Source organism: Rhodococcus sp. NPDC056960 (assembly GCF_042674125.1).
Lineage (GTDB): Bacteria > Actinomycetota > Actinomycetes > Mycobacteriales > Mycobacteriaceae > Rhodococcus_F.
In genome coordinates this window covers 1-23,189 of record NZ_JBHURF010000038.1, presented here as the reverse complement: position 1 = coordinate 23,189, position 23,189 = coordinate 1, and the positions used below count along the sequence as shown (strand labels likewise).

Sequence of the window (23,189 nt, the reverse complement as noted above, 5' to 3'; positions counted from 1 at the left end):
CACGCCTCCTCTCACTCGTCCGGCTCGCCGGACAGGTCGGGGCCGAGCAACTCCCGCAGCAGGCTCTCGTCGCCGGGGGCCAGGTCGCTGACGAAGTTCGCCAGTACCGCCTGCCGGTCGTGCTCGGACTCCAGAACCCGCCGCATCCGCCCGGCGGCCAGCTGCGCGGGATCGGCAACCGCTCGGTACGCATACGCGCGGCCTCGGCGGGACCGATCCACCAAGCCCTGCGCATGCAACCGCGACAGGATGGTCACCACCGTCGTGTACGCCAGTTCCCCCGCGCCACCCTCACTCAACCGGTCCGACACTTCCCCGGGCGTCAACGCGTCACCGCGCTCCCGCAGCACGCTCAACACCAGGCTCGACAGCTCACCAGACTTCCGGCGTGGCACCCCTACAGGTTCCTTGCCCGCCGATTCACGCCCCTCACCGGCCATGTCCGTCACCATTCCGCCGCACCAACATCGACCCACAGTGTAGAACCACGGGTCCGGCACACGTTGCACAACTTCTACTGCTCGTGTAGAACTTCTACATCTTTTGTAGTAGATCCTGAGGAGTCGCATGGATACCGCCATTTCGGGGCTCATCGGCTCCCATCTGCCCAAAAAGGTCGTCACCCAGTCACACCTTGACGACACCGTCTTCACTGACGTCACCAACTTCGCTCGGGACACCCACTGGCTGAACACGGCGATGGTGGACTACTCCAGCTACGGCATGATCCTGTTCGCGGCCCTGATCGTCGTCGGCTGGTGGCGTGCACGAAGCGCGGACACAACGATGATGACTGCCGCCCTCGCAGTACCGGTCGCCGCGATCACAGCCTTCCTGGTCAACGACGTCGTCAAATCCCTCGTCGCCGAACCCCGGCCCTGCTATCGACTGCCCGACGCGTTCTTGCTCGAAGCCTGCCCGCAGGTGAGCGACTACGGCTTCCCGAGCAACCACACCGCCGTCGCCGCGGCGATGGCCACGGCATTGTTCCTGGTCGATCGGCGTCTCGGGCTCATTGCCGCCGCCGCAACAGCGATCATGGGTTTTTCGCGGGTGTATGTCGGCGCTCACTACCCCCACGACGTCCTCGTGGGCCTCCTCGTCGGCACTGCTGCCGGACTCGCTACGGCGATCGCTGTCCGCGAATTCGCGACACCACTCGTCACCAGGCTCGCCGCCAGCTCCCTGCGCCCGCTCATGACGACCCGGTGAACGTTCTACGCCGAGTCGTTCTCGGTCGACGTGCTTCGATGTGGAATGACCTGCACGTTCGATCCGCGATCCGCGCGGTGGATTCGTTCGGCGTGTCCAACATCGAGCAACGCGACCTCGCGCGCGTGCAGATCGACACGCGTCAAATGCGCTGCTAGACAATCTATTAGGAAATCCCGATGACCATGATTACGCCAACTGGACTGCTCCGGCGTCGCATCAGGTGATCGATCAGGTCGCATTGGCCCGGCCGGGCCCGCCGACACGGTGCCCGATCAGGATGCTTCCGCAGGAGCGGTGCGCAGCGCAACTCGTTCGCCGGATGTGAGAGCACGTTTGGACATGGTCTCGTCTAGCCACACGAGGACGGTGGTTGCGCAGGCGATTTCGGTTCCGTGCCGACTGGTCATGCGTTCTTGGGTGGTGATGCTGGTTGTACCGATGGTCACGACGGTCGAGGTCACGGATACGGGTGAGTCGTCGAGGCCGAGTTGGTGGAGGTATTCGAGGTCCAGGCGGGCGATCGCATAGACCGGGTCCGGAGTTCTCAGTGCCGAGGCGAGCATTCTGCCCCGGGCTTGGTCGAAGAGGGTGACGTGGACTCCGTGGAAAACGTGCTGCTGCGCATCGAGGTCGCGCCACCGCAGCGGGATCGTGGACGTCAGCCCGAAGTGGGGAGTCACTGTCCGGGCTGCCAGGTGTGCGGTGCCTTCGGGACTCGGCCGCCGGTTTGGTGGCCCCAGTAGGTGCCGAGTGCGGGGATGGCGTGATGAAGAATCATGGCACCAGCGGATAGGACGGGAAGGCCCGCGATCACCAGGTCTGCGGTCAGGTGGCGGTGACTCATTTTCCTCCTCTGTGGTCGCGTCCCGGGTAACTGTCGTGAGGTCCGGGGAGACACCGGAAGCCATCGGGGTCACAGTGATTGACAGTGGCCCCGATGGCAGTCCCGGCGTCAGGCCTTGACGGCGCCGTAACGCTCGTCGCGCCAGGCGAGTGCCGCCTTGAGGCCCTTCTCGGCGGCGACCTTGTCGAACTCCTGCTGCTCCGGGGTGTTGGCGCCGTTGAGGATCGCCGAGATGTCGACGTTGGCGTTGACCGCGGTGCGCAGGCCCTTGGCCTCGTACGCCCGGTTGAGGGCCTGCTTGGTCAGCCGCAGGATCGGCAACGGGGTGGGGGCGATCCGCAGTGCCAGCTCACGAGCGGCGGATTCGAGTTCGTCGAGCGGGACGATCTTGTTGATCAACCCGAGCGAGAGTGCTTCCTCGGCGTTGATCTTGTCGCCGGTGAAGAGCAGTTCGTTGGTCTTCTTCTGCCCGAGGATGAAGGGCATCAGCAAGGTGACCGGTCCCGAGCCGTACTGGATTTCGGGCTCGCCGAACTTTGCGTCCTCGGCGGCGACGATGATGTCGCAGGCCATCGCGATCTCGCAGGCACCGGCGAGGCAGTAGCCCTGGACCACGGCGATGGTCGGCTTCGGGCAGGACCACACCCGCATGGTGACGTCGACGTCGCGGCGCAGCACCGGCTGCCACTCGAGCGGGGTCTCGGTGCCGTCCTCGATCTCGTCGTTGATGTCGAAGCCGGCGGAGAACGCGCGGCCACTCGCGGCGAGGAGGACGACCTTGATCGAGTCGTCGGCGCCGGCCTGAGCGAAGCGCTTGTCGAGTTCGAGGACGACCTCGGTGCTCAGGGCATTGAGCTTGTCGGGTCGGTTGAGGGTGATGGTGGCGATCGGGCCGTTGGTTTCGTAGAGCACTACATCTGACATGTCAATCGTGTCCTTTGTCGAAAATTGTTGGAAGAGAGGGTCACTGCATCCATCGGGGTCGGCCGTCGGCGTCGTGGCCGAGGAAACGCGAGGCCGCCCACTGGGGGTTGCGGTCCTTGTCGACGAGAGCGGCGCGGATGCCTTCGATGAAGTCCGGGGTGCGGATGGCATCCCGGGTCAGGACGAGTTCGGCGTCGAGGCACTCACGCAGGCTGCGTTGTCTACCCCAGGCCAGCAGTTCGAGGGTCAGCTGCAGGCTTTGCGGGGACAGCCGGGCCAGCACGCTGCGTGTGTCGGCCGCCCACTCGCCGCGCGTGGCGGCGAGACGCTGGTCGATCTCGGCGAGGGTGTCGGCGCCGAAGCACCAGTCGATCTCACTGCGGTGCACGGCGAGGGTGCTGGCGGCGACCGGTGACGGACCGGGCGTCAGGCTGCGCAGAATCTCGTCGACCGGTCGGGTCGGGTGATCAACGAGGGCCGCCGGTACGAGTCCGATTGTGCCGGAGTCGATGTAGTGGGTGGCCAATCCGGCGTAGAGGGCGTCGGCCGCCGACATCCGCGCCCCGGTCAGCCCCAGATACGGGCCGAGGGCCCCCGGTAGGCGTGAGAGGAAGTAGCTGGCGCCGACGTCGGGGAAGAAGCCGATCGCCGTCTCCGGCATAGCCAGCATGGCCTTGTCGGTGACGACGCGGAAGGTCCCGTGGATCGACAGGCCCATCCCGCCGCCCATGCAGATGCCGTCGATCAGCGAGACGAACGGTGCCGGGTACTCGGCTATGCGGGCGTTGAGACGGTACTCGGTGGAGAAGAACTGTTCGCTCGCCTCCGCGTCGCCGGCCAGACTGTTCTCCTGGACGGCACGGATGTCCCCACCCGCGCAGAATGCCTTCGGGCTGGCACTGTCGAGCACGACGGCACGCAGCCCGGCCTTTTCCCACTCTGCCAGGACCGTGTCGAGGGTCTCGACCATCTCGGTGGTCAGGGCGTTGAGCGCCTTGACGCGGTCGAGGGTGATGACCCCGATGTCGCCGCGCCGCTCGGCGCGGACGGTCTGGGTGAGCCTTGCGGTGGTCACGGTTCGCTCCGTCACTCGTGGGTGGGCATGGAGAAGTCGGCGCGGACCTGGGTGTTGTCGGGCCAGCGGGTGGTGGCGGTCTTGTTGCGGGTGTAGAAGCGGACGCCTTCGGGTCCGTGGATGTGGTGGTCACCGAACAGGGATCGTTTCCACCCGCCGAAGGAGTGGAACGCCATCGGGACGGGGATGGGGACGTTGATGCCGACCATGCCGGCCTTGACCTGCGCGAGGTAGGTGCGGGCGGTGTTGCCGTCGGCGGTGAAGATGGCGGTGCCGTTGCCGAATTCGTGGTCGTTGACCAGTTGCAGGGCCTCGTCGAAGGAGGCGGCTCGCACGATCGACAGGACGGGTCCGAAGATTTCCTCGAGGTAGATCCGCATGGTGGGGGTGACGTGGTCGAACAGGGTGCCGCCGAGGAAGAACCCGTCCTGGTTCGTCGGGGCGGTGTGCCGTCCGTCGACGACCAGTTCCGCGCCCTCCGCGACTCCGGTGTCGATGTAGGAGGCGACCTTGTCGCGGTGCATTCCGGTGACCAGGGGGCCCATCTCCACGTCGGGGTCGGTGCCGGGCCCGACCTTCAGGTCGGCCAGCGCCGCGATCAGCCGTTCGCGCAGCGCGGTGGCGGTGTCCTCGCCGACCGGGACGGCGACCGAGATCGCCATGCACCGTTCCCCGGCGGAGCCGTAGGCGGCGCCCATCAGGGCGGAGACGGCCTGGTCGAGGTCGGCGTCGGGCATGATCACCATGTGGTTCTTCGCCCCGCCGAGGGCCTGGACCCGTTTGCCGTGGGCGGCGGCGGTGGTGTGGATGTACTCGGCGATCGGGGTGGATCCGACGAAGCTGATCGCCTCGACCTGATCGTGGGTGAGCAGGGCGTCGACGGCGATCTTGTCGCCGTGCACGACGTTGAACACCCCGTCCGGCAGACCGGCCTCGGTCAGCAACTTCGCGAGTTCGACGGACAGGGTGGGGTCCTTCTCGGACGGTTTCATCACGAACGTGTTGCCGCAGGCCAGCGCGACGGGGAACATCCACATCGGGACCATGGCGGGGAAGTTGAACGGGGAGATGCCGGCGACGACGCCGAGGGGTTGGCGGAAGGTGACCCCGTCGACGGCGCGGCCGACGTTTTCGGAGAATTCGCCCTTGAGTTGTTGCGGGATGCCGCAGGCGAATTCGACGACCTCGAGACCGCGGGTGACTTCGCCCTTGGCGTCGGAGAGGACCTTGCCGTGTTCGGCGGTGATGATCGCGGCGAGCCGGTCCGCGTGTTGTTCGACGAGGTCGCGGAACCGGAACAGCACCCGGGCCCGGATGTGGGCGGGGGTCGCCGACCAGGCGGGGAACGCGGCGGCGGCCGCGGTCACGGCGGCGTCGACGTCGGCGGTGGTGGCCATCGCCACACGGCCGGTGACCTGCCCGGTGGCGGGGTTGTAGACATCCGCGCGGGTCTGTGCGCTGCGGGCGTCGACGCGGCCGCCGAGGTAGTGGTCGATGTCGACCGGCGCGCCGGATGCGGTGGCACCGGAGGTGGAGGACGGGAGGGTGGCAGTCATTAAAACAATTCTCCTGGAGTAGTTTTCAGCGAAACGACGTTCGGCTAGCCGTAGATCTGGGCGTAGAGGTCGCGGATCTGCAGCTCGGTCGGAACGAGCGGGTTGTTGTTCGGTGACCCGGAGGCCAGGGCCTGTGCGGCCATCAGCGGGATCAGCTCGTCCCAGCGGGCCTTGTCGATGCCGTACGCCTGCGGGGTGGGCACCGCGACGTCCCGGCACAGTTCGGTCAGGGCGTCGACGAGATTGTCCGCCGCGGTGGTGTCGGAATCCCCGGTCGTGGCGACGCCGAGGGCGCGGGCGCAGTCGGCGTACCGGGATTCGGCGGCGCGGACCGAGAACGCGGTGACCGCGGGGAACAGCATGGCGTTGGACAGGCCGTGCGCGACGTGGAAGTGGGCGCCGATGGGGCGGCTCATCCCGTGCACCAAGCCGACACTCGAGTTGGAGAAGGCGATACCGGCCTGGGTGGCGGCGAGCATCATCTGCTCCCGGGCATCCCTGTCCTCGCCGTCCTCATAGGCGCGCCGCAGGGTCCGGCCGATGGTGGAGATCGCGGTCAGGGCGAGGCTGTCGGCGAACGGGTTCGCCTTCGTACTGACGTAGGCCTCGATCGCGTGGGTGAGTGCGTCGACCCCGGTGTCGGCGGTCAGCCGGGGCGGCATCGACACCGTCAGTTCGTAGTCGATCACCGCGGCGATCGGCAGGAATGCCAGGCCGGGGCAGAGCATCTTCTCGTCGGAGAGGCTGTCGGTGATCACCGTGAACTGGGTGGCCTCCGAACCGCTGCCGGCGGTGGTGGGGACGGCGATCACCGGCAGGGCCGGTCCGGTGTTGTCGCGGGGGGCCTTGTAGTCGCGCATCTTCCCGCCCTGGCGGCCGAGGATGCCGAGGGCCTTGGCGGTGTCCATCGGGCTGCCGCCGCCGAATCCGATGACCGCATCGGCGTCGTGCTCGGTGATCGCGGCCAGGCCCGCGTCGAGGGAGTCGGTGGTCGGGTCCGGGACGGTGCCGTCGAACAGGCGCGGCGTCAGGCCGGCCGTCTCGAGGGTTTTGATCATCTGTTCGGCGGCGCCGGTGGAGACGAGGAAGGCGTCGGTGACCACCAGCGGGCGGGACAGTCCGAGGCCGGCGACGACGTCACCGATCTCGGCGACGGCGCCGCCGCCGATGCGCATGATCCGCGGCAGGGCAATGGGTGTAGCCATGGTCGTGTCTCCTTGTCTCAGCGGTGGTTGAACGACGGCTTGCGCTTGCCGAGGAACGCCGCCATGCCCTCGGTCTGGCCGTCGGTGGCGAACGCGGCGTGGAACATCCGCCGCTCGAACCGCAGCCCCTCCCGCAGCGGCGTCTCGAACGAGGCATTCACGGCCTCCTTCGCCATCAACACCGACGGGCGGGAGAATCCGGCGATCTTCTGCGCGATCGCGACCGCTTCCTCGATGAGGTCGTCGGCCGGGACGATGCGGGCGACCAACCCGATCTTCTCGGCTTCCTCGGCGTCGATGGTGCGTCCGGTGAGCACCATGTCCATGGCCTTGGACTTGCCGACCGCGCGGGTCAGCCGCTGGGTGCCGCCGGCGCCAGGCAGGATGCCGATGGTGATCTCGGGCTGACCGAACTTGGCGGTGTCCGCGGCGATGATCATGTCGCAGCTCATCGCCAGTTCCGCGCCGCCGCCGAGGGCGTAGCCGGCGACCGCGGCGATGATCGGCTTGCGGGTGGTCGAGGCGCGTTCCCAGCTGGCGGTGATGAAGTCCTCGAGATAGACGTCGGTGAACGACTTCGGTGCCATCTCCTTGATGTCCGCGCCGGCGGCGAATGCCTTGGCACTGCCGGTGAGCACGACCGCGCCGATGCTGTCATCGGCCTCGGTGGCATCGAGGGCGGCGGTCAGTTCCTCGGTGAGGTCGTTGCACAGGGCGTTGAGCGCCTTCGGGCGGTTGAGCGTGATCAGCGCTACCGGGCCCCGGCGTTCGACGATCAGGAAGTTGTAGGTGCTCGCGTTGTCTGTGGACGGCGCGCTGATTTCGGCGATATCGGTCATCGATCTATCACTCCTTGTGGGAAACGGTGGTGGGACCGGGCTTGTCAGTGGTCGAGGATGATGCGGGCGTCGAGGGCGATGGCGGTGGTGGGTGTGACCGCGATGGGGTTGCATTCGATTTCGCCGATCTCCGGGTGTTGCGCGGCGTAGGTCGACAGCGTGGCGACGAGGATCGCGGCGGCGTCGACGTTGACGGCGGGCTTGCCGCGGAAGCCGGTGAGCAGCGCCGATCCGCGCAGGGACAGCAGCAGGTCGCGGGCCTGGGCGGGAGTGACCGGGCCGAGGGCGCAGCGGGTGTCTTTGAGCAGTTCGGTGTAGACGCCGCCGATGCCGACGAGGACGATCGGCCCGAACGTCGGGTCCCGGCGCACGCCGATGATCAGTTCGACCGCACCCGACAGGTCGGCCATCTCCTCGATGGAGCAGACCGGCGGTGCGAGTCGGCGGTGCACGTCGTCCCAGGCCTCGACCAGGGCGGTGTGGTCACGGATGTTCAAGATGACGCCGCCGTTGTCGGACTTGTGCTCGTCGCCGAGGGCTTTGAGGACCAGGGGGAACTGAAGGTTCGCGACCGCGGCCTCGAGGTCGTCGACGGTCGTCACCTCGGCGGCGGGGACGAACGGGATCCCGGCGGCGGCGAGGGCGCGGCGGGCCGGCCAGTACCCGGTCTCGGTCAGCGGGGTGGCGGGTTCGGGCAGCACGGGAAGCGGATGCGATCCCGCGTGGGCTCGACGGGCAAGTCGGCTCAGCGCCCAGGTGGCGTGTTCGACGTTGCGGTACACCGCGATTCCGCTCTCTCGCAACGCCTGCGCGGGCTTGGAGTCGACGAACATGGTCTGTGCGATGAAGCTGGCGCCGGACTCGGCGACGAGGGCGCCGATGTCGTGACCGGCCTGGATTTCACCGGGCACGATCGCCGGGTCGTAGTCGCCGTATCCACCGAAGAATCCGGTCATCAGGACCGCGTCGGTCTCAGGGGCATCGATCAGCCGCTGGGCGACGCGGGCGAAGCAGGAGATGTCCTGTTCGCCGCCGCCCGCGAGGTCGATCGGGTTCGACGTCGCCGCGGTCGGCGGCAGCTCACCGGCGACTCGTGCGGACAGTTCGGCCGAGAACTCCTCGACCTGCAGACCGGCCTCCTCGAGGCTGTCGCTGGCCAGGGAGGCGTGACCACCGCCGTCGGCGAGGACCGCGACCCGTGGCCCGGCCGGAGGGTTGGTACGGACCAGGGCTTGGAGCAGGTTCGCCATCTCGAACGGGCTCGACACCAGTTCGGTTCCGGTGGCCTCACAGACAGCGTCGAGGACGACACTCGAAGTGACCAGCGATCCGGTGTGCGAGGCCGCGCCACGGGTGGAGGCGGCACCGCGGCCGACCGACAGCAGCACCACGGGCTTACCGGCGTCCGCGGCCCGGGCGGCGGCACGGGCGAACTTGCGGCCGTCCTTGAAACCCTCGCAGTACACCGCGATCGCCTCGGTGCCCTCGTGGTCGACGCAACTGTCGATCAGGTCGGCGACGTCGAGGTCGGCGCAGTTGCCCAGACTCGCGAACCGGGCAACCCCGAGACCTTGTTCGGCGAAGTGCTCGGCCAGGTCGATGGCAACGTTGCCGCTCTGGGAGATGATCGACACCGAGCCGGGCCGGAATTCGTTGACCGTGGCGTCGAGGCCGGTGGTGTTGTCGAGCGCACCGAGGCAGTTCGGTCCGAGCATCGCGATGTCGGCCTCACACAGCCGGGCGACGAGGGCGTTCTGCCGGGCCAGTCCGTCGGCGCCGGATTCGCCCAATCCGGCGGTGATCGCGACGATCGCCTTGACGCCGGCGGTGATGGCATCGTCGACGGCGTCGTCGAATCCTGCGGCAGGAACGGCGATCACCGCAAGATCGACCGTCTCGCCGAGGGCGGTCAGGCTCGGGGCCGCCGGCCGGTCGAGGATCGTCGACCGGGTCTTGTTGATCAAATACGCCGGGCGCTTGTCGGCGTCCCGCAGCGCGCGCATCGCGAGCCAGTTGCCGTACTTGGCGGGGTCGTTGCTCGCACCGACGATCGCGATGGAGGTCGGGTCGAACAGGGCGGTCAGGTCCCGCTGGGTGCGCGGCAGCGTGGGGGCGAATGAGGTCATCGAGAGATCTCCGTCTTCGGAAGCGGGTGGCTCAGAGGTGGCGGTGGACGCGAGGTCGAAGTCGCGGCCTGCGAAGTGATGTGAATCTCACAATAATATGGAATTATTACGACGTCAAGATGGGCGTCCCGAGTACATCTCAGAGCTCGCGCAGGCTCGTGAACTGCTCGTTTCACGCGTGGTCGCACGTATTGCGACAGTCGCTACGATCGAGAGACGGCCTGCGCGTGCCGGAGACGCCGGGACTTCGGACGTGGAGGGTTGTGAACTGATGACTGGGGCGAGTGCAACACAGGTGGGAGAAGATCCCCTCGTCACCGAGAGCCGGCGGCGCATCCTCGCGGCCGCGGAACGACTGATCGGCGTGCACGGGATCGAGAAGGTGCGCCTGCGCGACATCGCCCGGGAGGCCGGATTCTCCATCGGGAAGATTCAGCACTACTTCGACAATCGCGACGAAATCATCGAGGCGATGCTCAGCGCGGCGAGCATGCGGCGGGTCGAGGAATGGGCCACGTTCGCCAACGACATCGATGATCCCACCGCGAAGATGGTCTCGCTGCTCGAGCACGCCATCACCGATCGCGAGCGGTGCACGGTGTGGTTGGCGACGACGTCGGTGGCCAGCCGCAACGAACAATTCATTCCGGACGTGGCAAGGATTTACGAGGCGTGGCGCGCCAAACTCACCGACGTGATCGAGGCCGGTCGGCGCGACGGAACCTTCCATCCCACCGCGCCCGTCGACGAGGCTGCCGACGGAATCATCAGCACCATAGACGGTTTGATGTCCGCTGTCGCCGTCGGCCTCCCCGACTACACTCCCGAGCGCAACACTCGGATGCTCCGGCACATCGCCGGCCTGCTACTGGGAACCACACTCGAACCCACCCGCGCAGACTCGGACGCGGACTCCGGCTCGGCAACGCAGTGATCGGCGCGGTCGCCGATCACTGCCACGCGAACACCGGCTGTCCGTGGTGCGCAACGCGGGTAGGGCGCCGACGCAGGACTACTTCGCGGAACTGGTAGAGGATCGCCGCGGTGGGCGCATGAACGTCGACGCCGCGGAACGGCCACTGCAGAACCGGCGAGTCGACCCGGGGATCGGTGACGAAGCGGGGATCGGCGTCGACCTCGTCCATGGTGACGGTGTGGACGTGGGCGACCTCGGCGGGATTCGGGCGCAGGGTGCCGGTGAAGTCGCCGATCCACACCACGAACGGGGTGATGACATACCCCGATTTCGTGGCGAAGTCGTCGAGTTCGCCGATGATCTGCCCGGGATGGGCATGGATGCCGAGCTCTTCGTGCAGCTCCCGCAGAGCCGCCTCGGCGGCGGTTTCGTTCGGATCGATACGCCCACCGGGAAAGGCGAACTGGCGGGGATGGGCACGCAGGGTCGACGTACGCTCGGTAAGCCAGATCGCCGGCCCGCCATCCGTGATCAGGACCGCGATGGTGATCGCGGCGGCCCGGCGGCCGTCGAGGGGCAGTTTGATGGCCCGGAATCGTTCGATCGCACGCGAGAGCTCGAACCGGTTGATCGTCGACATACTGCCCCCTCCTGGGACTCTCGCATCAGTCGGACGGTGCGGTGGAGTCGGCCTTGCAACCGCCTCCACCGCACCTTGTTTCGTGTCAGGGCACCAACACGATCTTCCCCTGGACATCGCCACTGGCGAGCTTTTTCAGTCCCGCCTCGGCGTCCGCCAGCGGCAGTACCGAGTCGATCTGTGGACGCAGTCCGGTCGTGTCGAGCAGGGCCAGCAGCTGCTGCAGTTCGTCGCGGGTACCCATCGTCGAGCCGAGCACCTGCAGCTGCAGGAAGAACACCCGGTTCAGATCCGACGCCGGGTTCGGCCCGGAGGTGGCCCCGCAGGTCACGATCGCACCACCGGGTTTGAGCGATTTCAACGAATGCGCCCAGGTGGCCTGACCGACGTTGTCGATGACCGCGTCGACCCGTTCGGGTAGCCGAGCCCCGGATTCGAATACCTGATCCGCCCCCAGGGCGAGAGCGGCCTCTCGCTTGGCCGCACTGCGGCCGGTGACCCACACCCGCAGACCCGCCGCTTTGCCCAGGGCGATCGAGGCGGTCGAGACCCCACCCCCGGCGCCCTGGATCAGCACTGTCGATCCCGGTGCCAGGTTCGCCTTGACGAACAACATCCGATACGCGGTCAGCCACGCCGTCGGCAGGCACGCGGCCTGCTCGAAGGACAGTGAGGGCGGCTTGGCCACCAGGTTGCGGCGCGGAACGAGCAGCTTCTCGGCCAAGGTGCCGTCGTAGACCTCGGAGAGCAGCGAGCGCTTGGGGTCGAGGGTGTCGTCACCGGTCCACCCGGGCGAGGTGATCACCGAGTGCACCACCACCTCGTTGCCGTCCTCGTCGACACCGGCGGCGTCGCCGCCGAGGATCATCGGCAGCTGGTCCGGTCGGATACCGACCCCGCGCAGGGTCCACAGGTCGTGGTGGTTCAGCGCCGTCGCCCTGACCGTCACCGTCGTCCAGCCCTCACGCGGTTGCGGATCGGGGCGGTCGCCGACGACGAGGCCGGAAACGGGGTCGTCGGGATCGATGGTGTTGGCGTACGCGGCAAGCATGGTGGAGCCTTTCGTTATTTCAGTCAAGGATTGAGCCTCGACGACCGCCCGTTCCCGGCACACGACGCGGGAACGGGCGGTGTCGTCGAGACGATCAGACCTTTTCGGGATCTCGTGTTTCCGAGATCGGGGATTCGTTCGGGTCGGTGCTCGATCCGAGCGTGACCGTGGACCGTGATCGTCCACGGGCGGTCTTGATACCGAACGCGATGAGGATGACCGCCCACACCGCCAGCCCTTGCAGCAGCGAGATTCGGGAGGTGTTGTCCCACAGCATACTTGCCAGGATCAGCACGATGACAGCGGTCACCACGATCGACAGGTAGGGGAACAGCCACATCTTGAACTCGAGCTTTCCGCCGTGCTCGCGTTCGTTCTTCTTGCGCAGAATGATCTGAGAGATGCAGATCATCAGGTAGACGAACAGGATCATCGCTCCCGAGGCGTTGATCAAGAACAGGAAGACGCTGTCGGGGAAGAAGTAGGCGACGGCGATGCACGCGTAGCCGATGGTGGTGCAGGAGAGCACACCCCACACCGGGACACCGCGCTTGTTCACCGCGGTCATCCACTTGGGGCATTCACCGTTGGAGCCGAGGGTGAACAGCATCCGCGACGTCGAGTACAGGCCGATGTTCAGGCAGGACAGGACCGCGATGAGGATGACGACGTTGAGAATGTCGGCAACGCCCGGGATGTCGAGCACCTGCAGGACGTGCAGGAAGGGCGAGTCACCGGTCGGGATCGAATCCCACGGGACGATGGTGACGATGATCAGCGCGGAGGTGACGAAGAAGAACAGCACACGGTAGATCACGGCGTTGACGGCACGCTTGATTGCGAGCCCGGGTTCCTTCGACTCCGCGGCGGCCACGGTGACCACTTCGGCGCCGACCATGGAGAAGATGACCACGACGACACCGGAGAGCATCGGCAACACACCGTTGGGGGCGAGCCCGCCGTGGGAGGTGAGGTTGGAGAAGTCGATGCTCGCATTCGGCCACAGACCGAGGATGAACAGCACCCCGACGACGACGAACGCGACCACGGCGGCGATCTTGATGCCGGCGAACCAGTACTCGAACTTGCCGAAGTTGCCGACCGACACCAGGTTCACCAGGGTCAGGGCGAGCAGCAGCATGATCGACAGGACCCAGGCCGGCACTCCGTGGATCCAGCGTTGTAGCAGCTGGGCTCCGACGACGGCCTCGAACCCGACCACCACCATCTGGTAGTACCAGTACAGCCAGGCCGTCGAGAAGCCCGCCCAGTTCCCCATCGCGTCGCGGGCGTAGTCGGTGAACGACCCGGTCCTCGGGTTCGCGACCGCCATCTCACCGAGCATCCGCATCACCATCAAGATCAGCACACCGGTGAGCGCGTAGGTGACGATCGAGGCCGGCCCCACCGCGCTGATGATCGCGCCGGAGCCGATGAACAGTCCCGCCCCCATGGTTCCACCCAGCGCGATCATCGTCAGGTGCTTCTGCTTCAACGGAGTGTGCAAACCTCCGTGAGTGTCATTGTCGTGCACGTGTTTTCTCCTCATCGCGGGGGATACTGAGCGGAACTCGAGTTGGCGTGGTGCGCGGCTCGTTCCCTGCCGGGCGTCCTCGAGTGCGTCGAAAGGATTTCTGCGCGGCCATCGACGTTGGATTCGATGCGGCCACATCGGGGATGTGAACCAAGTCTCAAGGCGTTCGGTGCAGATCACAACCGTGAATTGAGCACATGCCTGTGCAATTGTGCACAGGCGGCGCTACCGTGGAGCGATGATCGATGCCGACGACCTCCGCTACTTCCTCGAAGTAGCCCGCACCGGTCGCCTGGTGGCGGCGGGTAGAGGGCTCGGCGTCAACCATTCGACCGTCGGGCGGCGCATCACCGCTCTCGAGCGGGCACTGGGCAATCGACTGTTCGACCGGGTACCGACCGGGTGGGTACTCACCGATGCCGGGCACGAGTTGATGGTGCACGCGGAGACCATCGAGTCCGCCCTGCTCGCGGCGATGGAGGGCGCCGCCTCCGGGGGTGGGCGGCTGTCGGGAACGGTACGTATCGCCACCCCGGACGGATTCGGGGCGTTCATCCTGGCTCCCAACCTGGAAGAGTTGCGCACGCAGAATCCGGATCTCGACATAGAGATCGTGACCGCCACCAGGCATGACGTGCTCGCTACTCGGGAGTTCGATGTTGCTGTCACCCTCGAGCGGCCGTCACCCCGGTCGGTGGACATCAGTGAACTCGCCGACTACCGGCTGGGCCTCTACGCCAGCGCGAGCTACCTCGCGGCCCATCCACCCATCTCCCACGTCCTCGATCTGCACGAGCACGCGCTGATCGGGTACGTCGACTCGCTACTCGACGTCCCGGCGCTGCGCATCCTCGACGAGGTACTCCCCGGGCACCGCACCCAGATCCAGACCAACAACATCACCGGCCAATGGACCGCCACCGCAGCAGGTCTCGGTGTCTCCGCACTCCCCCTCTACATCGGCGACCTCGATACAAGATTGGTGCGCATCCTGCCCGAAGAGATCACCGTGCTGCGGAAGTACTGGCTGATCGTGCCGCGAGAACTGCAACGCCTGGCCAGGGTGCGAACGACCATCACGATGCTCCGATCCATCGCCGCCACACATAGCGGATTGATCACCCGCGCGGGATAGGAACGGGTCGACACACATCCCGGTTCCGGCCCGGAGGTTGTGGTCGGCGAACCCGCATGCGATGGCGTCGCCGGCGCGGAGCTGGTCTCGCTGCTCGAACACACAGGTCAGCACCCCCTCGAGCGCCGGCAGTTATCAGTTTGTATGAAGCAACACCCCACGTGTTGTCGTGTTGACGCATGGTGAGCCGAGACCCAGGCGAGCAAGGTGACTGGCATCACAAGCTCGACCCCGCGCCGCGAGCCGACGGACGCGGGCACCTGATGAAGGGAATGCCATGGGTTCGGTTCCGCAAGGAAGCCATCAGCTCAAACCCGGCCTCGAGCAGCGGCACCTGACGATGCTCTCGCTCGGCGGAGTCATCGGCGCCGGCCTGTTCGTCGGCTCGAGCGCGATCATCAACCAGGCCGGACCACTCGCCTTCGTCACCTACGGCATCACCGGCCTGATCGTGCTACTGGTGATGCGGATGCTCGGTGAAATGGCCGCCGCGAAACCATGTTCCGGATCGTTCACCGACTACGCCCGGATGGCGTGGGGTCCGTGGGCGGGTTTTTCCACCGGGTGGCTCTACTGGTACTTCTGGGTCATCGTGGTCGGATTCGAAGCCGTCGTCGGCGGCCAGATGATCAACAAATGGATTCCGTCGATACCGGTATGGGCGATCGCACTCGCCTTGATGGTCATCATGACCGCCGTCAACCTGCTCTCGGTGGGCGCATTCGGTGAGGCCGAATACTGGTTCGCCAGCATCAAGGTGGTCGCGATCGTCGCCTTCATCGCGGTGGCTGCGCTGTTCGTATTCGGGCTCTGGCCCGGCGCGAGCGTCGACTTCTCCAACCTCACCGATCACGGCGGGCTCCTCCCGAACGGGTTGGCCACACTGTTCATCGGCGTCGTGGTGGTCATCTTCTCCATGACCGGCGTCGAGGTCGTCACGATCGCGGCCGCCGAATCGGCGGAGCCGGCCAAATCGATTCGCAAGGCCGTCAATTCGGTGGTCTTCCGCATCCTCGCCTTCTTCGTCATCTCGACGTTCCTGATCGCCGTGATCGTGCCGTGGGACTCGGTGGTACCGGGGGAATCACCGTTCGTCGCGGCCCTCGACCGCATCGGCATTCCGGGCACCGCCAACCTGCTCAACCTCGTCATCCTGGTCGCGGTCCTCTCGGTCCTCAACTCCGGCCTCTACACCTCCTCTCGACTGCTGTTCGTCATGGGCGGACGCGGCGACGCTCCGGCATGGATGACCCAAACCAACAAGCGAGGAGTTCCGGTCAAGGGCATCCTGTCCTGCACGGTCGTCGGCTACGGATGCGTGGTGCTCGCGGCGGTGTTCCCGGATACGGTGTTCCTGTTCCTGATCAACGCCTCCGGCGCGGTGTTCCTGTTCGTGTACTTCATGATCTGCATCTCCGAACTCCGGTTGCGCCGCCGCTGGGAGAAGGAGAACCCGGGCGGCCTCGAGTTCCGGATGTGGCTGTACCCGGTGCTGCCCATCCTGGTCACCGTCGCCATCGTCGTGGTACTGGTGAGCATGGGCCTGCGCGATGCCAACCGAATCGAATTGCTGCAGGGCTTGGCTGTCTGGGCGACTCTGACGGTCATCTACCTGGTGAAGACGCGCGGCCGTGACTCTCGCGGATCGGGTGATGTCGGTACCTCGAGCTCCGCCGACACCGCCACTCCGTCTCCCGTTCACCCCACTTCGTAACGACTCACCCGCCCGGGAACACATCGGTGGAGACCTCACCATCGTGTTCCCGGGCTCGTGTGTTTCCGTCCGCACACGACACTGTCAGGTCCGGACCGGGTCGGATCAGTCGGTCAGATCGTCGAGAGAGAGCTTGGCGCGTTCGGCCCCCGACAGGGTGAGCCAGAGCATCGCCGAACCCTCGGTGGAGGTCGCTTTCAGGCCGGTGAGTTGCTCGACGCGACGGAGCCGGTAGACGAGGGTCTGCCGGTGAACGCCGAGTTCCTCGGCGCTCTTCTGCCAGGCGCCGTCGTTGCGGAGGAACACCCGCACCGAGTCCAGCAGATTTCCCTCGTTGTGCTTGTCGTGGTCGATGAGGGGGCCGAGGACTCGACGTACGAGGGCGCGGGTGTCCTCCACGCTGCGGGGCAAGAAGCTGATGTCGTCCCCGTCTTCGCCGTAGGCATTGACCGTCTGGCCCTGTTCATGGGCGCGGGCCACCGCCAGCTGAGCTTGGCGCGCCGCTTCGGCGACGCTGGAGTTCGCGGTCAATGGTTTGCTGACACCGACAGCGCAATCCGCACCGAGTCTTGCGCAGATGGTAGCGAGCAGCTCCAGGTCCCGAGGCACCAAACCCATCAGCGTCGACCCGGATGGCAACAGCAGCGGAGCACACTGCTGCAAACACACCTGCCGATGTATCGACTCATGATGCAGCACAGCGCCTTCAGCTGGACTCCAGCATGCGATTGCCACCGCGTTGGTGATTCCACGGTGCCGCAGTTCAGGCCACACCGCGGCGATCGTGATCGATTCGTCGAGCAACCCGACGAGCAGGTCCTGACCGGAAGCGCGGAGCCGGTCACGTTCGGCGGCGTGGTGCTCGAGTTCGAGCGCGATAAGTCCGCCGACGTGTTGAAGGAGAGGGCGGTCGTTGACCGGGCTCCGGCCGGCTCGAGCGGTCAGCACGACATCCCCGGCCCCCGGAATGGGAATCTCGACGCGCTCGGACGCCGACTCTGGACCGGTGCTGTGCTGGTGTAGGGCGAGGCGACCACTGACCACGACCTCTCCCCCGGCGCCGTGGTCACGAACCTCGAGTGCCCACCCGGTGGTGCCCTCGAGCGCGGAGATCCGGTCGGCGAATGCGCCCCGGGCGTGCAGGGCCTGCCAGTACACGTCGTAGAGGCGGGTGATCGTGGTCAGGCGCTGACGCTCGGATTCGACGGCACTCTCGATGACGGTGCGTGCGAGCGTGACGAACTGCAGGTCGAAGCTGGCGGAGAGCACCGGAAACCCCCTCTCGCGCGCGACGTCGAGTAGAGCGGGCGCGACCTCCGGGGTGCCGGGACCGCGGGCGATCACCAGGGCGCTGACCTGGCTGTCGATCAGCTGCGACATCCACCGAGCCTGTTCGGGCGGGGTATCGGGCAGCCCGCCGCCGGTGGTCATCACCAGGTCACCGCTCTCGAACCACTGCCACGGATCCGGAAGGTCGCACGCATGCGCCCAGGTCACCAGCCTCGCGCCGCCCCGTTCGCCGGCGAGATATCGCAATCCCAGCGATGGGATCGCGACCAGTTGATCGACGGAGATCACCGGCCCTCACCTCCTCATACAAACGTACAACCGCCGCGCTCGAGGTCTGTGAATCCGGAGTATGTCCGGGCTCACATCCCGATACCAGACTGAATGCCGACGCACGAAACGAACGAGGGCTGGAGGCTCTACATGGTAGTCAGTAATGCCCGCGCTGGACGCGAGGTATCAGGTTCCGCAGACGGTACACCCCTGTGGCGTGAGGACCGGGACGTCGCTCCCCGCCGGCCGGCGCTGCCCGGGAACGTCACCGCCGACGTCGCGATCGTCGGCGCCGGATTCACCGGGCTGTGGGCGGCGTACTACCTCCTTCAGGCCGATCCGTCGCTGAAAGTTGTTCTGCTCGAACGTGAATTTGCCGGATTCGGGGCCTCCGGGCGCAACGGCGGATGGGCCTCGTCGATCTTCCCGGTCTCCCTCGCCCGCGTCGAGCAGCTGTATTCGCACCGCGCCGCCCTGGACCTGCAGGCCGCGATGAACGACACGGTCACCGAAATCGGGGACGTCGTCGCGCAGGAGAACATCGACTGCGAATACGTCCGCGACGGGTTCGTCTCCCTCGCCCGGAGCGACGCCCAGTGGGCGCGGGCGAAGGCCACCGTGGCCGGCGCCGAGAAGTTCGGCGTGCCCGGCCAGTGGCAGCTGCTCGACTCGGGTGAGGCGCGCGAGAAGGTCAACGCGGCCGGCGTGCTCGGCGGGATCTACACCGAGCACTGCGCGCTGCTGCACCCGGACAAGCTGGTGCGCGGGCTCGCCGACTGGGTCGAGGAACACGGCGCCGTCATCTACGAGGACACCGCCGTCGACGAGATCGGCAAGGGCATCGTGTGGACCGAACACGGAACGGTGACCGCGTCCGTCGTCATCCGCGCCACCGAAGCGTTCACCCCCGAGTTCCCGGCGTACCGGCGCAACGTCGCACCGCTGTACTCGCTGGTCGTCGCCACCGCGCCTCTGCCCCAGCGCCTTCGCGAGGACCTCGGCCTGGACGGACGCACCGCATTCAACGACATGCGCAACCTTCGGATCTACGCGCACCCGACCAGCGACGGCCGCCTGTTGTTCGGCGGCCGCGGCGCCCCGTATCACTTCCGGTCCAAGGTCGATTCGTCGTTCGACGTCGACGAGAAGATTCACGACAAGATCATCGACACGATGCACGAGTTCTTCCCCGCATTGCGCGATGTACCGATCACGCACCGGTGGGGCGGTCCCCTCGGCGTTCCCCGGGACTGGTTCCCCTCGGTCGGCTACGACCAGAACAACAAGACGGCCTGGGCCGGACCGTACGTCGGCGACGGTGTCGCGACCAGTAACCTCGCCGGCCGCATTCTCCGCAATCTCATCCTCGACAAGCGGGACGACCTGAACTCGCTGCCGGTGGTCAATCATCACTCGCCGAAGTGGGAGGTCGAACCGTTCCGATGGTTCGGCGTCAATGCCGGGCTGCGCGCGGCCGCGACCGCCGACCTCGAGGAACGCATCACCCACAAACCGTCCAAGGTGTCCGCGCTGCTGGAAAAGCTCACCGGCGCCCACTGACACCTCGTACTTCCACTTCAGGAGCACTTATGCCTTCCCTCATCCACCTTCCCAGCACCACCGTCCAGGGCGAACTCACCCCCGCGGGCCGGCGTCCCGGTGCCGACAGCGGCGACCCCCAGCTGCGCACCCTGCCCCTCGACGGCGGCACCGACGCCCAGATCGGAATCTGGGAATGCCAACCCGGCGGCTGGCCCGTCATCGATCGGCTCAACACCGAAACCTGCTACATCATCTCCGGCACGGCGACGCTCACCGACGACGAAACCGGCACCAAGACCGAGGTCTCCGCCGGCGATTTTCTCGTCCTGCCCCCGGGCTGGTCCGGACGCTGGGACGTCACCGAGACCGTGCGCAAGGCCTACACCATCTTCTGACCGGCCCCCACCGCCGACCCATCTCGAAAGGACACCCATGGCCACCACGATTTCCCACTGGTTCGACAACAAAACTTTTACCGGCACCAGCGGTGCCAGCGCCCCGGTGACGAACCCGGCGACCGGTGAGGTCACCGGTCAGGTCGCCCTCGCCAGTGTCGAGGATTCCCGTGCGGTGATCGACGCCGCGGCCGCGGCGTTCCCCGCCTGGCGGGACACCTCCCTCGCCAAGCGCACCCAGGTGATCTTCAAGTTCCGGGAACTGCTCAACGAGCGCAAGGGCGAGTTGGCGGAGATCATCACCTCCGAGCACGGCAAGGTCGTCTCCGACGCCCTCGGTGAAGTGTCCCGCGGCCAGGAGGTCGTCGAATTCGCCTGCGGGATCGCGCACCTGCTCAAGGGCGGGATGACCGAGAACGCGTCCACGAACGTGGATGTGCATTCGATCCGTCAGCCGGTCGGGCCGGTCGGGATCATCTCCCCGTTCAACTTCCCCGCCATGGTCCCGATGTGGTTCTTCCCCGTCGCCATCGCCGCCGGCAACACCGTCGTTCTCAAGCCCTCCGAGAAGGATCCCACCGCCGCCATCTGGATGGCCGAACTCTGGGCCGAGGCCGGACTCCCCGCCGGAGTGTTCAACGTCCTCCAAGGCGACAAGACCGCCGTCGACGAACTGCTCACCCACCCCGCCATCAAGGCCATCAGCTTCGTCGGATCCACCCCGATCGCCCAGTACGTGTACGCCACCGGCACCGCCCACGGCAAACGCGTCCAGGCGTTGGGTGGCGCGAAGAACCACGCCATCGTCCTCCCGGACGCCGACCTCGACCTGGCCGCCGACGCCATGGTCAACGCCGGCTTCGGCTCCGCGGGCGAGCGCTGCATGGCCATCAGTGCTCTGGTGGCGGTCGGGGACATCGCCGACGAGTTGGTCGCGAAGATCAAGGACCGCACCAACACGTTGAAGATCGGTGACGGCACCAAGGACTCGGACATGGGTCCGCTGGTGACGAAGGTGCACCGCGACAAGGTCGCCTCCTACATCGACGCCGGCGAGAAGGACGGTGCCACGATCGTCGTCGACGGCCGGCAGGTGCAGCCCAATGGTGGCAAGGATGGGTTCTGGCTCGGCCCGACCCTGATCGACCACGTCACCACCGACATGAGTGTGTACACCGACGAAATCTTCGGACCGGTCCTCTCGGTGATCCGCGTCGAGAGCTACGAGCAGGCCCTCGATCTCATCAATTCCGGACCGTTCGGCAACGGCACCGCCATCTTCACCAACGACGGCGGCGCGGCCCGGCGGTTCCAGAACGAGGTCGAGGTCGGCATGGTCGGCATCAACGTCCCCATCCCCGTTCCCACCGCGTACTACTCCTTCGGCGGCTGGAAGAACTCCCTGTTCGGCGACACCCACGCCCACGGCACCGAGGGTGTGCACTTCTTCACCCGCGGCAAGGTCGTCACCACCCGCTGGCTCGACCCCAGCCACGGCGGCCTCAACCTCGGCTTCCCCCAGAACAACTGAAAATATTCCGACGGCGACGGTCGCCGGAGCACACCTGAACTCCCGCGCGGGGCCCGGACCTCGGACCTGGCCCCGCGCGGGATCCCAGCCCTATCCCTCCCCACCGCAAGGACACGCCGTGCCACTCGTTCATATCCACGTCATCGAAGACAGGCGCACGCCGCAACAGTTGCGACGCGTCGCCGACGTGATTCAGGATGTCATGCTCGACCATTTCGCAGCCCCACCACGGGATCGCTACCAACTCATCTCCGAGCACAAGGCCGGCCAGATCATCGCCGAAGACACCGGACTAGGCTTCGACCGCACCGACGACATCATCGTGGTCCAGATCGCGCAACAGGGCCGCACCAGCGAGCAGAAGCAGCGGGCCTACAAAGAGCTCGCCGACCGACTGCACACCGAAACAGGATTAGCATCAACCGATTTGATCGTTTCCGTGGTCGAAAACACACGCGAGGACTGGTCCTTCGGCAACGGCGTCGCTCAGTTCCTCGAAGGCCGACTTTGATCGGCGTTACCGCGGGGAGCTGAGGACAGGCCGCCGCCCGTCGCGACAGGAGCTTCACTAGGTTCGTTGATCGCGCGGGAATACTGGGCACCTACCCACCACTTGGACCCGACATGACTATTCCACCGTTCGACCCGCGCACGCTTCTCACGGAAAGCCGGCTCGGCGTCCTCGCGACGATCAAGTCGGACGGCCGCCCCCAGCTCTCCCCCGTCACGCCCTTCTACGACCGGGAGGCAGACGTCCTCTATGTCTCGATGACCGAGGGACGGGCCAAGACGGCGAACCTGCGCCGGGACCCGCGCGCCACCCTGGAGGTCACCGCCCCCGACGGCCGGTCCTGGGCCACTGCCGACGGCACTGCCCTGCTCACCGGACCTGGGACCGATCCCCGAGGCCCCGAGGTCGAGGCCCTGGTGAGCTACTACCGTGCCGCCGCCGGTGAGCACCCGGACTGGGAGGAGTACCGGTCCGTGATGGTCTCTGCTCATGACGATGACGGTGGACCACGTGTACGGCGCCAGGATCGGCTGAACGGCGAGCGGACCCCGCGGAAGTCGAGCGGGACGACGGGCCGGCAACCTGCGCACCGCAAGTGCCGCCCGAGGCAACATCCAGGCCTGGGCTGCCGAACAAGAACGGGAACACAGAATCCCGCGCCGGGACATCTAGGTCCGAAGACCGTGGGCAGGCGTCATCTGATGGAAACTGGCTCAGACCCGCCGCCAGGTCGCTCGGCTGGCGGCCACCACCCCTATGAATCGATTCGGCTGCTGGAGTTCAGGGTTGACGTGGCCTCGCGCAGCAGGACGGCGACCGCTGCCACCAGATTGTCGGCGATCTTTCCCCGGGGGTAACTGCGGAGCACGACCCGAC

At 66.5% G+C, this 23,189-nt stretch carries 21 protein-coding genes and 1 pseudogene; 9 read left to right on the top strand and 13 right to left on the bottom strand.

The window, feature by feature from the left end:
* Window positions 1–11: 11 nt before the first annotated feature.
* On the bottom strand, window positions 12–395 hold the full coding sequence (locus ACFTWF_RS39710; RefSeq protein WP_378466560.1) for a BlaI/MecI/CopY family transcriptional regulator: 384 nt from the start codon (window positions 393–395) through the stop codon (window positions 12–14).
* A 172-nt stretch (window positions 396–567) separates the two neighbouring features.
* On the opposite strand from ACFTWF_RS39710, the gene ACFTWF_RS39705 reads away from it, so the two are divergent.
* A complete protein-coding gene (locus tag ACFTWF_RS39705) occupies window positions 568–1,212 on the top strand; it encodes a phosphatase PAP2 family protein (RefSeq protein ID WP_378466559.1) in 645 nt (214 codons plus the stop codon).
* A 275-nt stretch (window positions 1,213–1,487) separates the two neighbouring features.
* On the opposite strand, the gene ACFTWF_RS39700 is transcribed toward ACFTWF_RS39705, so the two are convergent.
* From ACFTWF_RS39700 to ACFTWF_RS39665, 8 genes are all read right to left on the bottom strand, one after another.
* On the bottom strand, window positions 1,488–1,895 hold the full coding sequence (locus ACFTWF_RS39700) for an acyl-CoA thioesterase (protein ID WP_378466558.1): 408 nt from the start codon (window positions 1,893–1,895) through the stop codon (window positions 1,488–1,490).
* Window positions 1,892–2,059: a hypothetical protein gene (locus ACFTWF_RS39695; RefSeq protein WP_378466557.1), complete on the bottom strand. Its 168-nt coding sequence runs from the start codon at window positions 2,057–2,059 to the stop codon at window positions 1,892–1,894. Before ACFTWF_RS39695 ends, ACFTWF_RS39700 begins: the two co-directional genes overlap by 4 nt.
* Window positions 2,060–2,167: 108 nt before the next feature.
* On the bottom strand, window positions 2,168–2,983 hold the full coding sequence (locus ACFTWF_RS39690; RefSeq protein ID WP_378466556.1) for an enoyl-CoA hydratase/isomerase family protein: 816 nt from the start codon (window positions 2,981–2,983) through the stop codon (window positions 2,168–2,170).
* 40 nt (window positions 2,984–3,023) lie between these two features.
* Complete coding sequence (locus ACFTWF_RS39685) at window positions 3,024–4,058, bottom strand: enoyl-CoA hydratase/isomerase family protein (RefSeq protein WP_378466555.1); 1,035 nt, start codon at window positions 4,056–4,058, stop codon at window positions 3,024–3,026.
* A gap of 11 nt (window positions 4,059–4,069) precedes the next feature.
* Window positions 4,070–5,614: a CoA-acylating methylmalonate-semialdehyde dehydrogenase gene (locus ACFTWF_RS39680; protein ID WP_378466554.1), complete on the bottom strand. Its 1,545-nt coding sequence runs from the start codon at window positions 5,612–5,614 to the stop codon at window positions 4,070–4,072.
* A gap of 44 nt (window positions 5,615–5,658) precedes the next feature.
* On the bottom strand, window positions 5,659–6,819 hold the full coding sequence (locus ACFTWF_RS39675) for an iron-containing alcohol dehydrogenase (RefSeq protein WP_378466553.1): 1,161 nt from the start codon (window positions 6,817–6,819) through the stop codon (window positions 5,659–5,661).
* A 17-nt stretch (window positions 6,820–6,836) separates the two neighbouring features.
* Entirely contained in the window at window positions 6,837–7,658 is an 822-nt protein-coding gene (locus ACFTWF_RS39670) for an enoyl-CoA hydratase (protein WP_378466552.1), read from the bottom strand.
* A 44-nt stretch (window positions 7,659–7,702) separates the two neighbouring features.
* A complete protein-coding gene (locus tag ACFTWF_RS39665; protein WP_378466551.1) occupies window positions 7,703–9,784 on the bottom strand; it encodes an acetate--CoA ligase family protein in 2,082 nt (693 codons plus the stop codon).
* A gap of 271 nt (window positions 9,785–10,055) precedes the next feature.
* Here ACFTWF_RS39665 and ACFTWF_RS39660 point away from each other — a divergent pair, with 271 nt between their 5' ends.
* On the top strand, window positions 10,056–10,718 hold the full coding sequence (locus ACFTWF_RS39660; protein ID WP_378466550.1) for a TetR/AcrR family transcriptional regulator: 663 nt from the start codon (window positions 10,056–10,058) through the stop codon (window positions 10,716–10,718).
* Between the two features lie 16 nt (window positions 10,719–10,734).
* Here the strand turns inward: ACFTWF_RS39660 and ACFTWF_RS39655 are convergent, their stop codons facing one another.
* The 3 genes from ACFTWF_RS39655 to ACFTWF_RS39645 all read right to left on the bottom strand — a co-directional run bounded on the left by ACFTWF_RS39655 (window position 10,735) and on the right by ACFTWF_RS39645 (window position 13,925).
* Window positions 10,735–11,340 carry an NUDIX hydrolase gene (locus tag ACFTWF_RS39655; protein WP_378466549.1) on the bottom strand — a complete coding sequence of 202 codons (606 nt, stop codon included), beginning with the start codon at window positions 11,338–11,340 and terminating at the stop codon, window positions 10,735–10,737.
* Window positions 11,341–11,425: 85 nt separating this feature from the next.
* Window positions 11,426–12,391 (bottom strand): zinc-binding dehydrogenase, encoded by a 966-nt coding sequence (locus ACFTWF_RS39650; RefSeq protein WP_378466606.1) that lies wholly within the window; start codon window positions 12,389–12,391, stop codon window positions 11,426–11,428.
* Window positions 12,392–12,485: 94 nt separating this feature from the next.
* Window positions 12,486–13,925, bottom strand: a complete 1,440-nt coding sequence (locus tag ACFTWF_RS39645) for an amino acid permease (protein ID WP_378466548.1) — start codon at window positions 13,923–13,925, stop codon at window positions 12,486–12,488.
* A gap of 238 nt (window positions 13,926–14,163) precedes the next feature.
* On the opposite strand from ACFTWF_RS39645, the gene ACFTWF_RS39640 reads away from it, so the two are divergent.
* Both ACFTWF_RS39640 and ACFTWF_RS39635 read left to right on the top strand, forming a co-directional pair.
* Window positions 14,164–15,060 carry a LysR family transcriptional regulator gene (locus ACFTWF_RS39640; RefSeq protein WP_378466547.1) on the top strand — a complete coding sequence of 299 codons (897 nt, stop codon included), beginning with the start codon at window positions 14,164–14,166 and terminating at the stop codon, window positions 15,058–15,060.
* Window positions 15,061–15,337: 277 nt separating this feature from the next.
* Window positions 15,338–16,774: an amino acid permease gene (locus ACFTWF_RS39635; protein WP_378466546.1), complete on the top strand. Its 1,437-nt coding sequence runs from the start codon at window positions 15,338–15,340 to the stop codon at window positions 16,772–16,774.
* 105 nt (window positions 16,775–16,879) lie between these two features.
* Here ACFTWF_RS39635 and ACFTWF_RS39630 read toward each other — a convergent pair whose 3' ends face one another.
* On the bottom strand, window positions 16,880–18,352 hold the full coding sequence (locus ACFTWF_RS39630) for a PucR family transcriptional regulator (RefSeq protein ID WP_378466545.1): 1,473 nt from the start codon (window positions 18,350–18,352) through the stop codon (window positions 16,880–16,882).
* A 132-nt stretch (window positions 18,353–18,484) separates the two neighbouring features.
* Between ACFTWF_RS39630 and ACFTWF_RS39625 the strand changes: the two genes are divergently transcribed.
* The 5 genes and pseudogenes from ACFTWF_RS39625 (at window position 18,485) to ACFTWF_RS39605 (ending at window position 22,847) form a co-directional block, all read left to right on the top strand.
* On the top strand, window positions 18,485–19,894 hold the full coding sequence (locus tag ACFTWF_RS39625; protein ID WP_378466544.1) for an NAD(P)/FAD-dependent oxidoreductase: 1,410 nt from the start codon (window positions 18,485–18,487) through the stop codon (window positions 19,892–19,894).
* A gap of 29 nt (window positions 19,895–19,923) precedes the next feature.
* Entirely contained in the window at window positions 19,924–20,271 is a 348-nt protein-coding gene (locus tag ACFTWF_RS39620; RefSeq protein ID WP_378466543.1) for a cupin domain-containing protein, read from the top strand.
* A gap of 37 nt (window positions 20,272–20,308) precedes the next feature.
* Window positions 20,309–21,802, top strand: coding sequence for a CoA-acylating methylmalonate-semialdehyde dehydrogenase (locus ACFTWF_RS39615; RefSeq protein WP_378466542.1), 1,494 nt, complete (start codon window positions 20,309–20,311; stop codon window positions 21,800–21,802).
* 118 nt (window positions 21,803–21,920) lie between these two features.
* Window positions 21,921–22,313 carry a tautomerase family protein gene (locus tag ACFTWF_RS39610; RefSeq protein WP_378466541.1) on the top strand — a complete coding sequence of 131 codons (393 nt, stop codon included), beginning with the start codon at window positions 21,921–21,923 and terminating at the stop codon, window positions 22,311–22,313.
* Window positions 22,314–22,426: 113 nt separating this feature from the next.
* A pseudogene (locus ACFTWF_RS39605) lies at window positions 22,427–22,847 on the top strand (PPOX class F420-dependent oxidoreductase).
* The last annotated feature ends 342 nt before the right edge of the window (window positions 22,848–23,189 follow it).

Bases quoted from the DNA above. Each gene is read 5' to 3' on its own strand.
- ACFTWF_RS39705 (WP_378466559.1), top strand. From the start codon at position 568: ATGGATACCGCCATTTCGGGGCTCATCGGCTCCCATCTGCCCAAAAAG.
- ACFTWF_RS39695 (WP_378466557.1), bottom strand. From the start codon at position 2,059: ATGAGTCACCGCCACCTGACCGCAGACCTGGTGATCGCGGGCCTTCCC.
- ACFTWF_RS39690 (WP_378466556.1), bottom strand. From the start codon at position 2,983: ATGTCAGATGTAGTGCTCTACGAAACCAACGGCCCGATCGCCACCATC.
- ACFTWF_RS39680 (WP_378466554.1), bottom strand. From the start codon at position 5,614: ATGACTGCCACCCTCCCGTCCTCCACCTCCGGTGCCACCGCATCCGGC.
- ACFTWF_RS39675 (WP_378466553.1), bottom strand. From the start codon at position 6,819: ATGGCTACACCCATTGCCCTGCCGCGGATCATGCGCATCGGCGGCGGC.
- ACFTWF_RS39670 (WP_378466552.1), bottom strand. From the start codon at position 7,658: ATGACCGATATCGCCGAAATCAGCGCGCCGTCCACAGACAACGCGAGC.
- ACFTWF_RS39665 (WP_378466551.1), bottom strand. From the start codon at position 9,784: ATGACCTCATTCGCCCCCACGCTGCCGCGCACCCAGCGGGACCTGACC.
- ACFTWF_RS39660 (WP_378466550.1), top strand. From the start codon at position 10,056: ATGACTGGGGCGAGTGCAACACAGGTGGGAGAAGATCCCCTCGTCACC.
- ACFTWF_RS39655 (WP_378466549.1), bottom strand. From the start codon at position 11,340: ATGTCGACGATCAACCGGTTCGAGCTCTCGCGTGCGATCGAACGATTC.
- ACFTWF_RS39650 (WP_378466606.1), bottom strand. From the start codon at position 12,391: ATGCTTGCCGCGTACGCCAACACCATCGATCCCGACGACCCCGTTTCC.
- ACFTWF_RS39640 (WP_378466547.1), top strand. From the start codon at position 14,164: ATGATCGATGCCGACGACCTCCGCTACTTCCTCGAAGTAGCCCGCACC.
- ACFTWF_RS39635 (WP_378466546.1), top strand. From the start codon at position 15,338: ATGGGTTCGGTTCCGCAAGGAAGCCATCAGCTCAAACCCGGCCTCGAG.
- ACFTWF_RS39625 (WP_378466544.1), top strand. From the start codon at position 18,485: ATGGTAGTCAGTAATGCCCGCGCTGGACGCGAGGTATCAGGTTCCGCA.
- ACFTWF_RS39620 (WP_378466543.1), top strand. From the start codon at position 19,924: ATGCCTTCCCTCATCCACCTTCCCAGCACCACCGTCCAGGGCGAACTC.
- ACFTWF_RS39615 (WP_378466542.1), top strand. From the start codon at position 20,309: ATGGCCACCACGATTTCCCACTGGTTCGACAACAAAACTTTTACCGGC.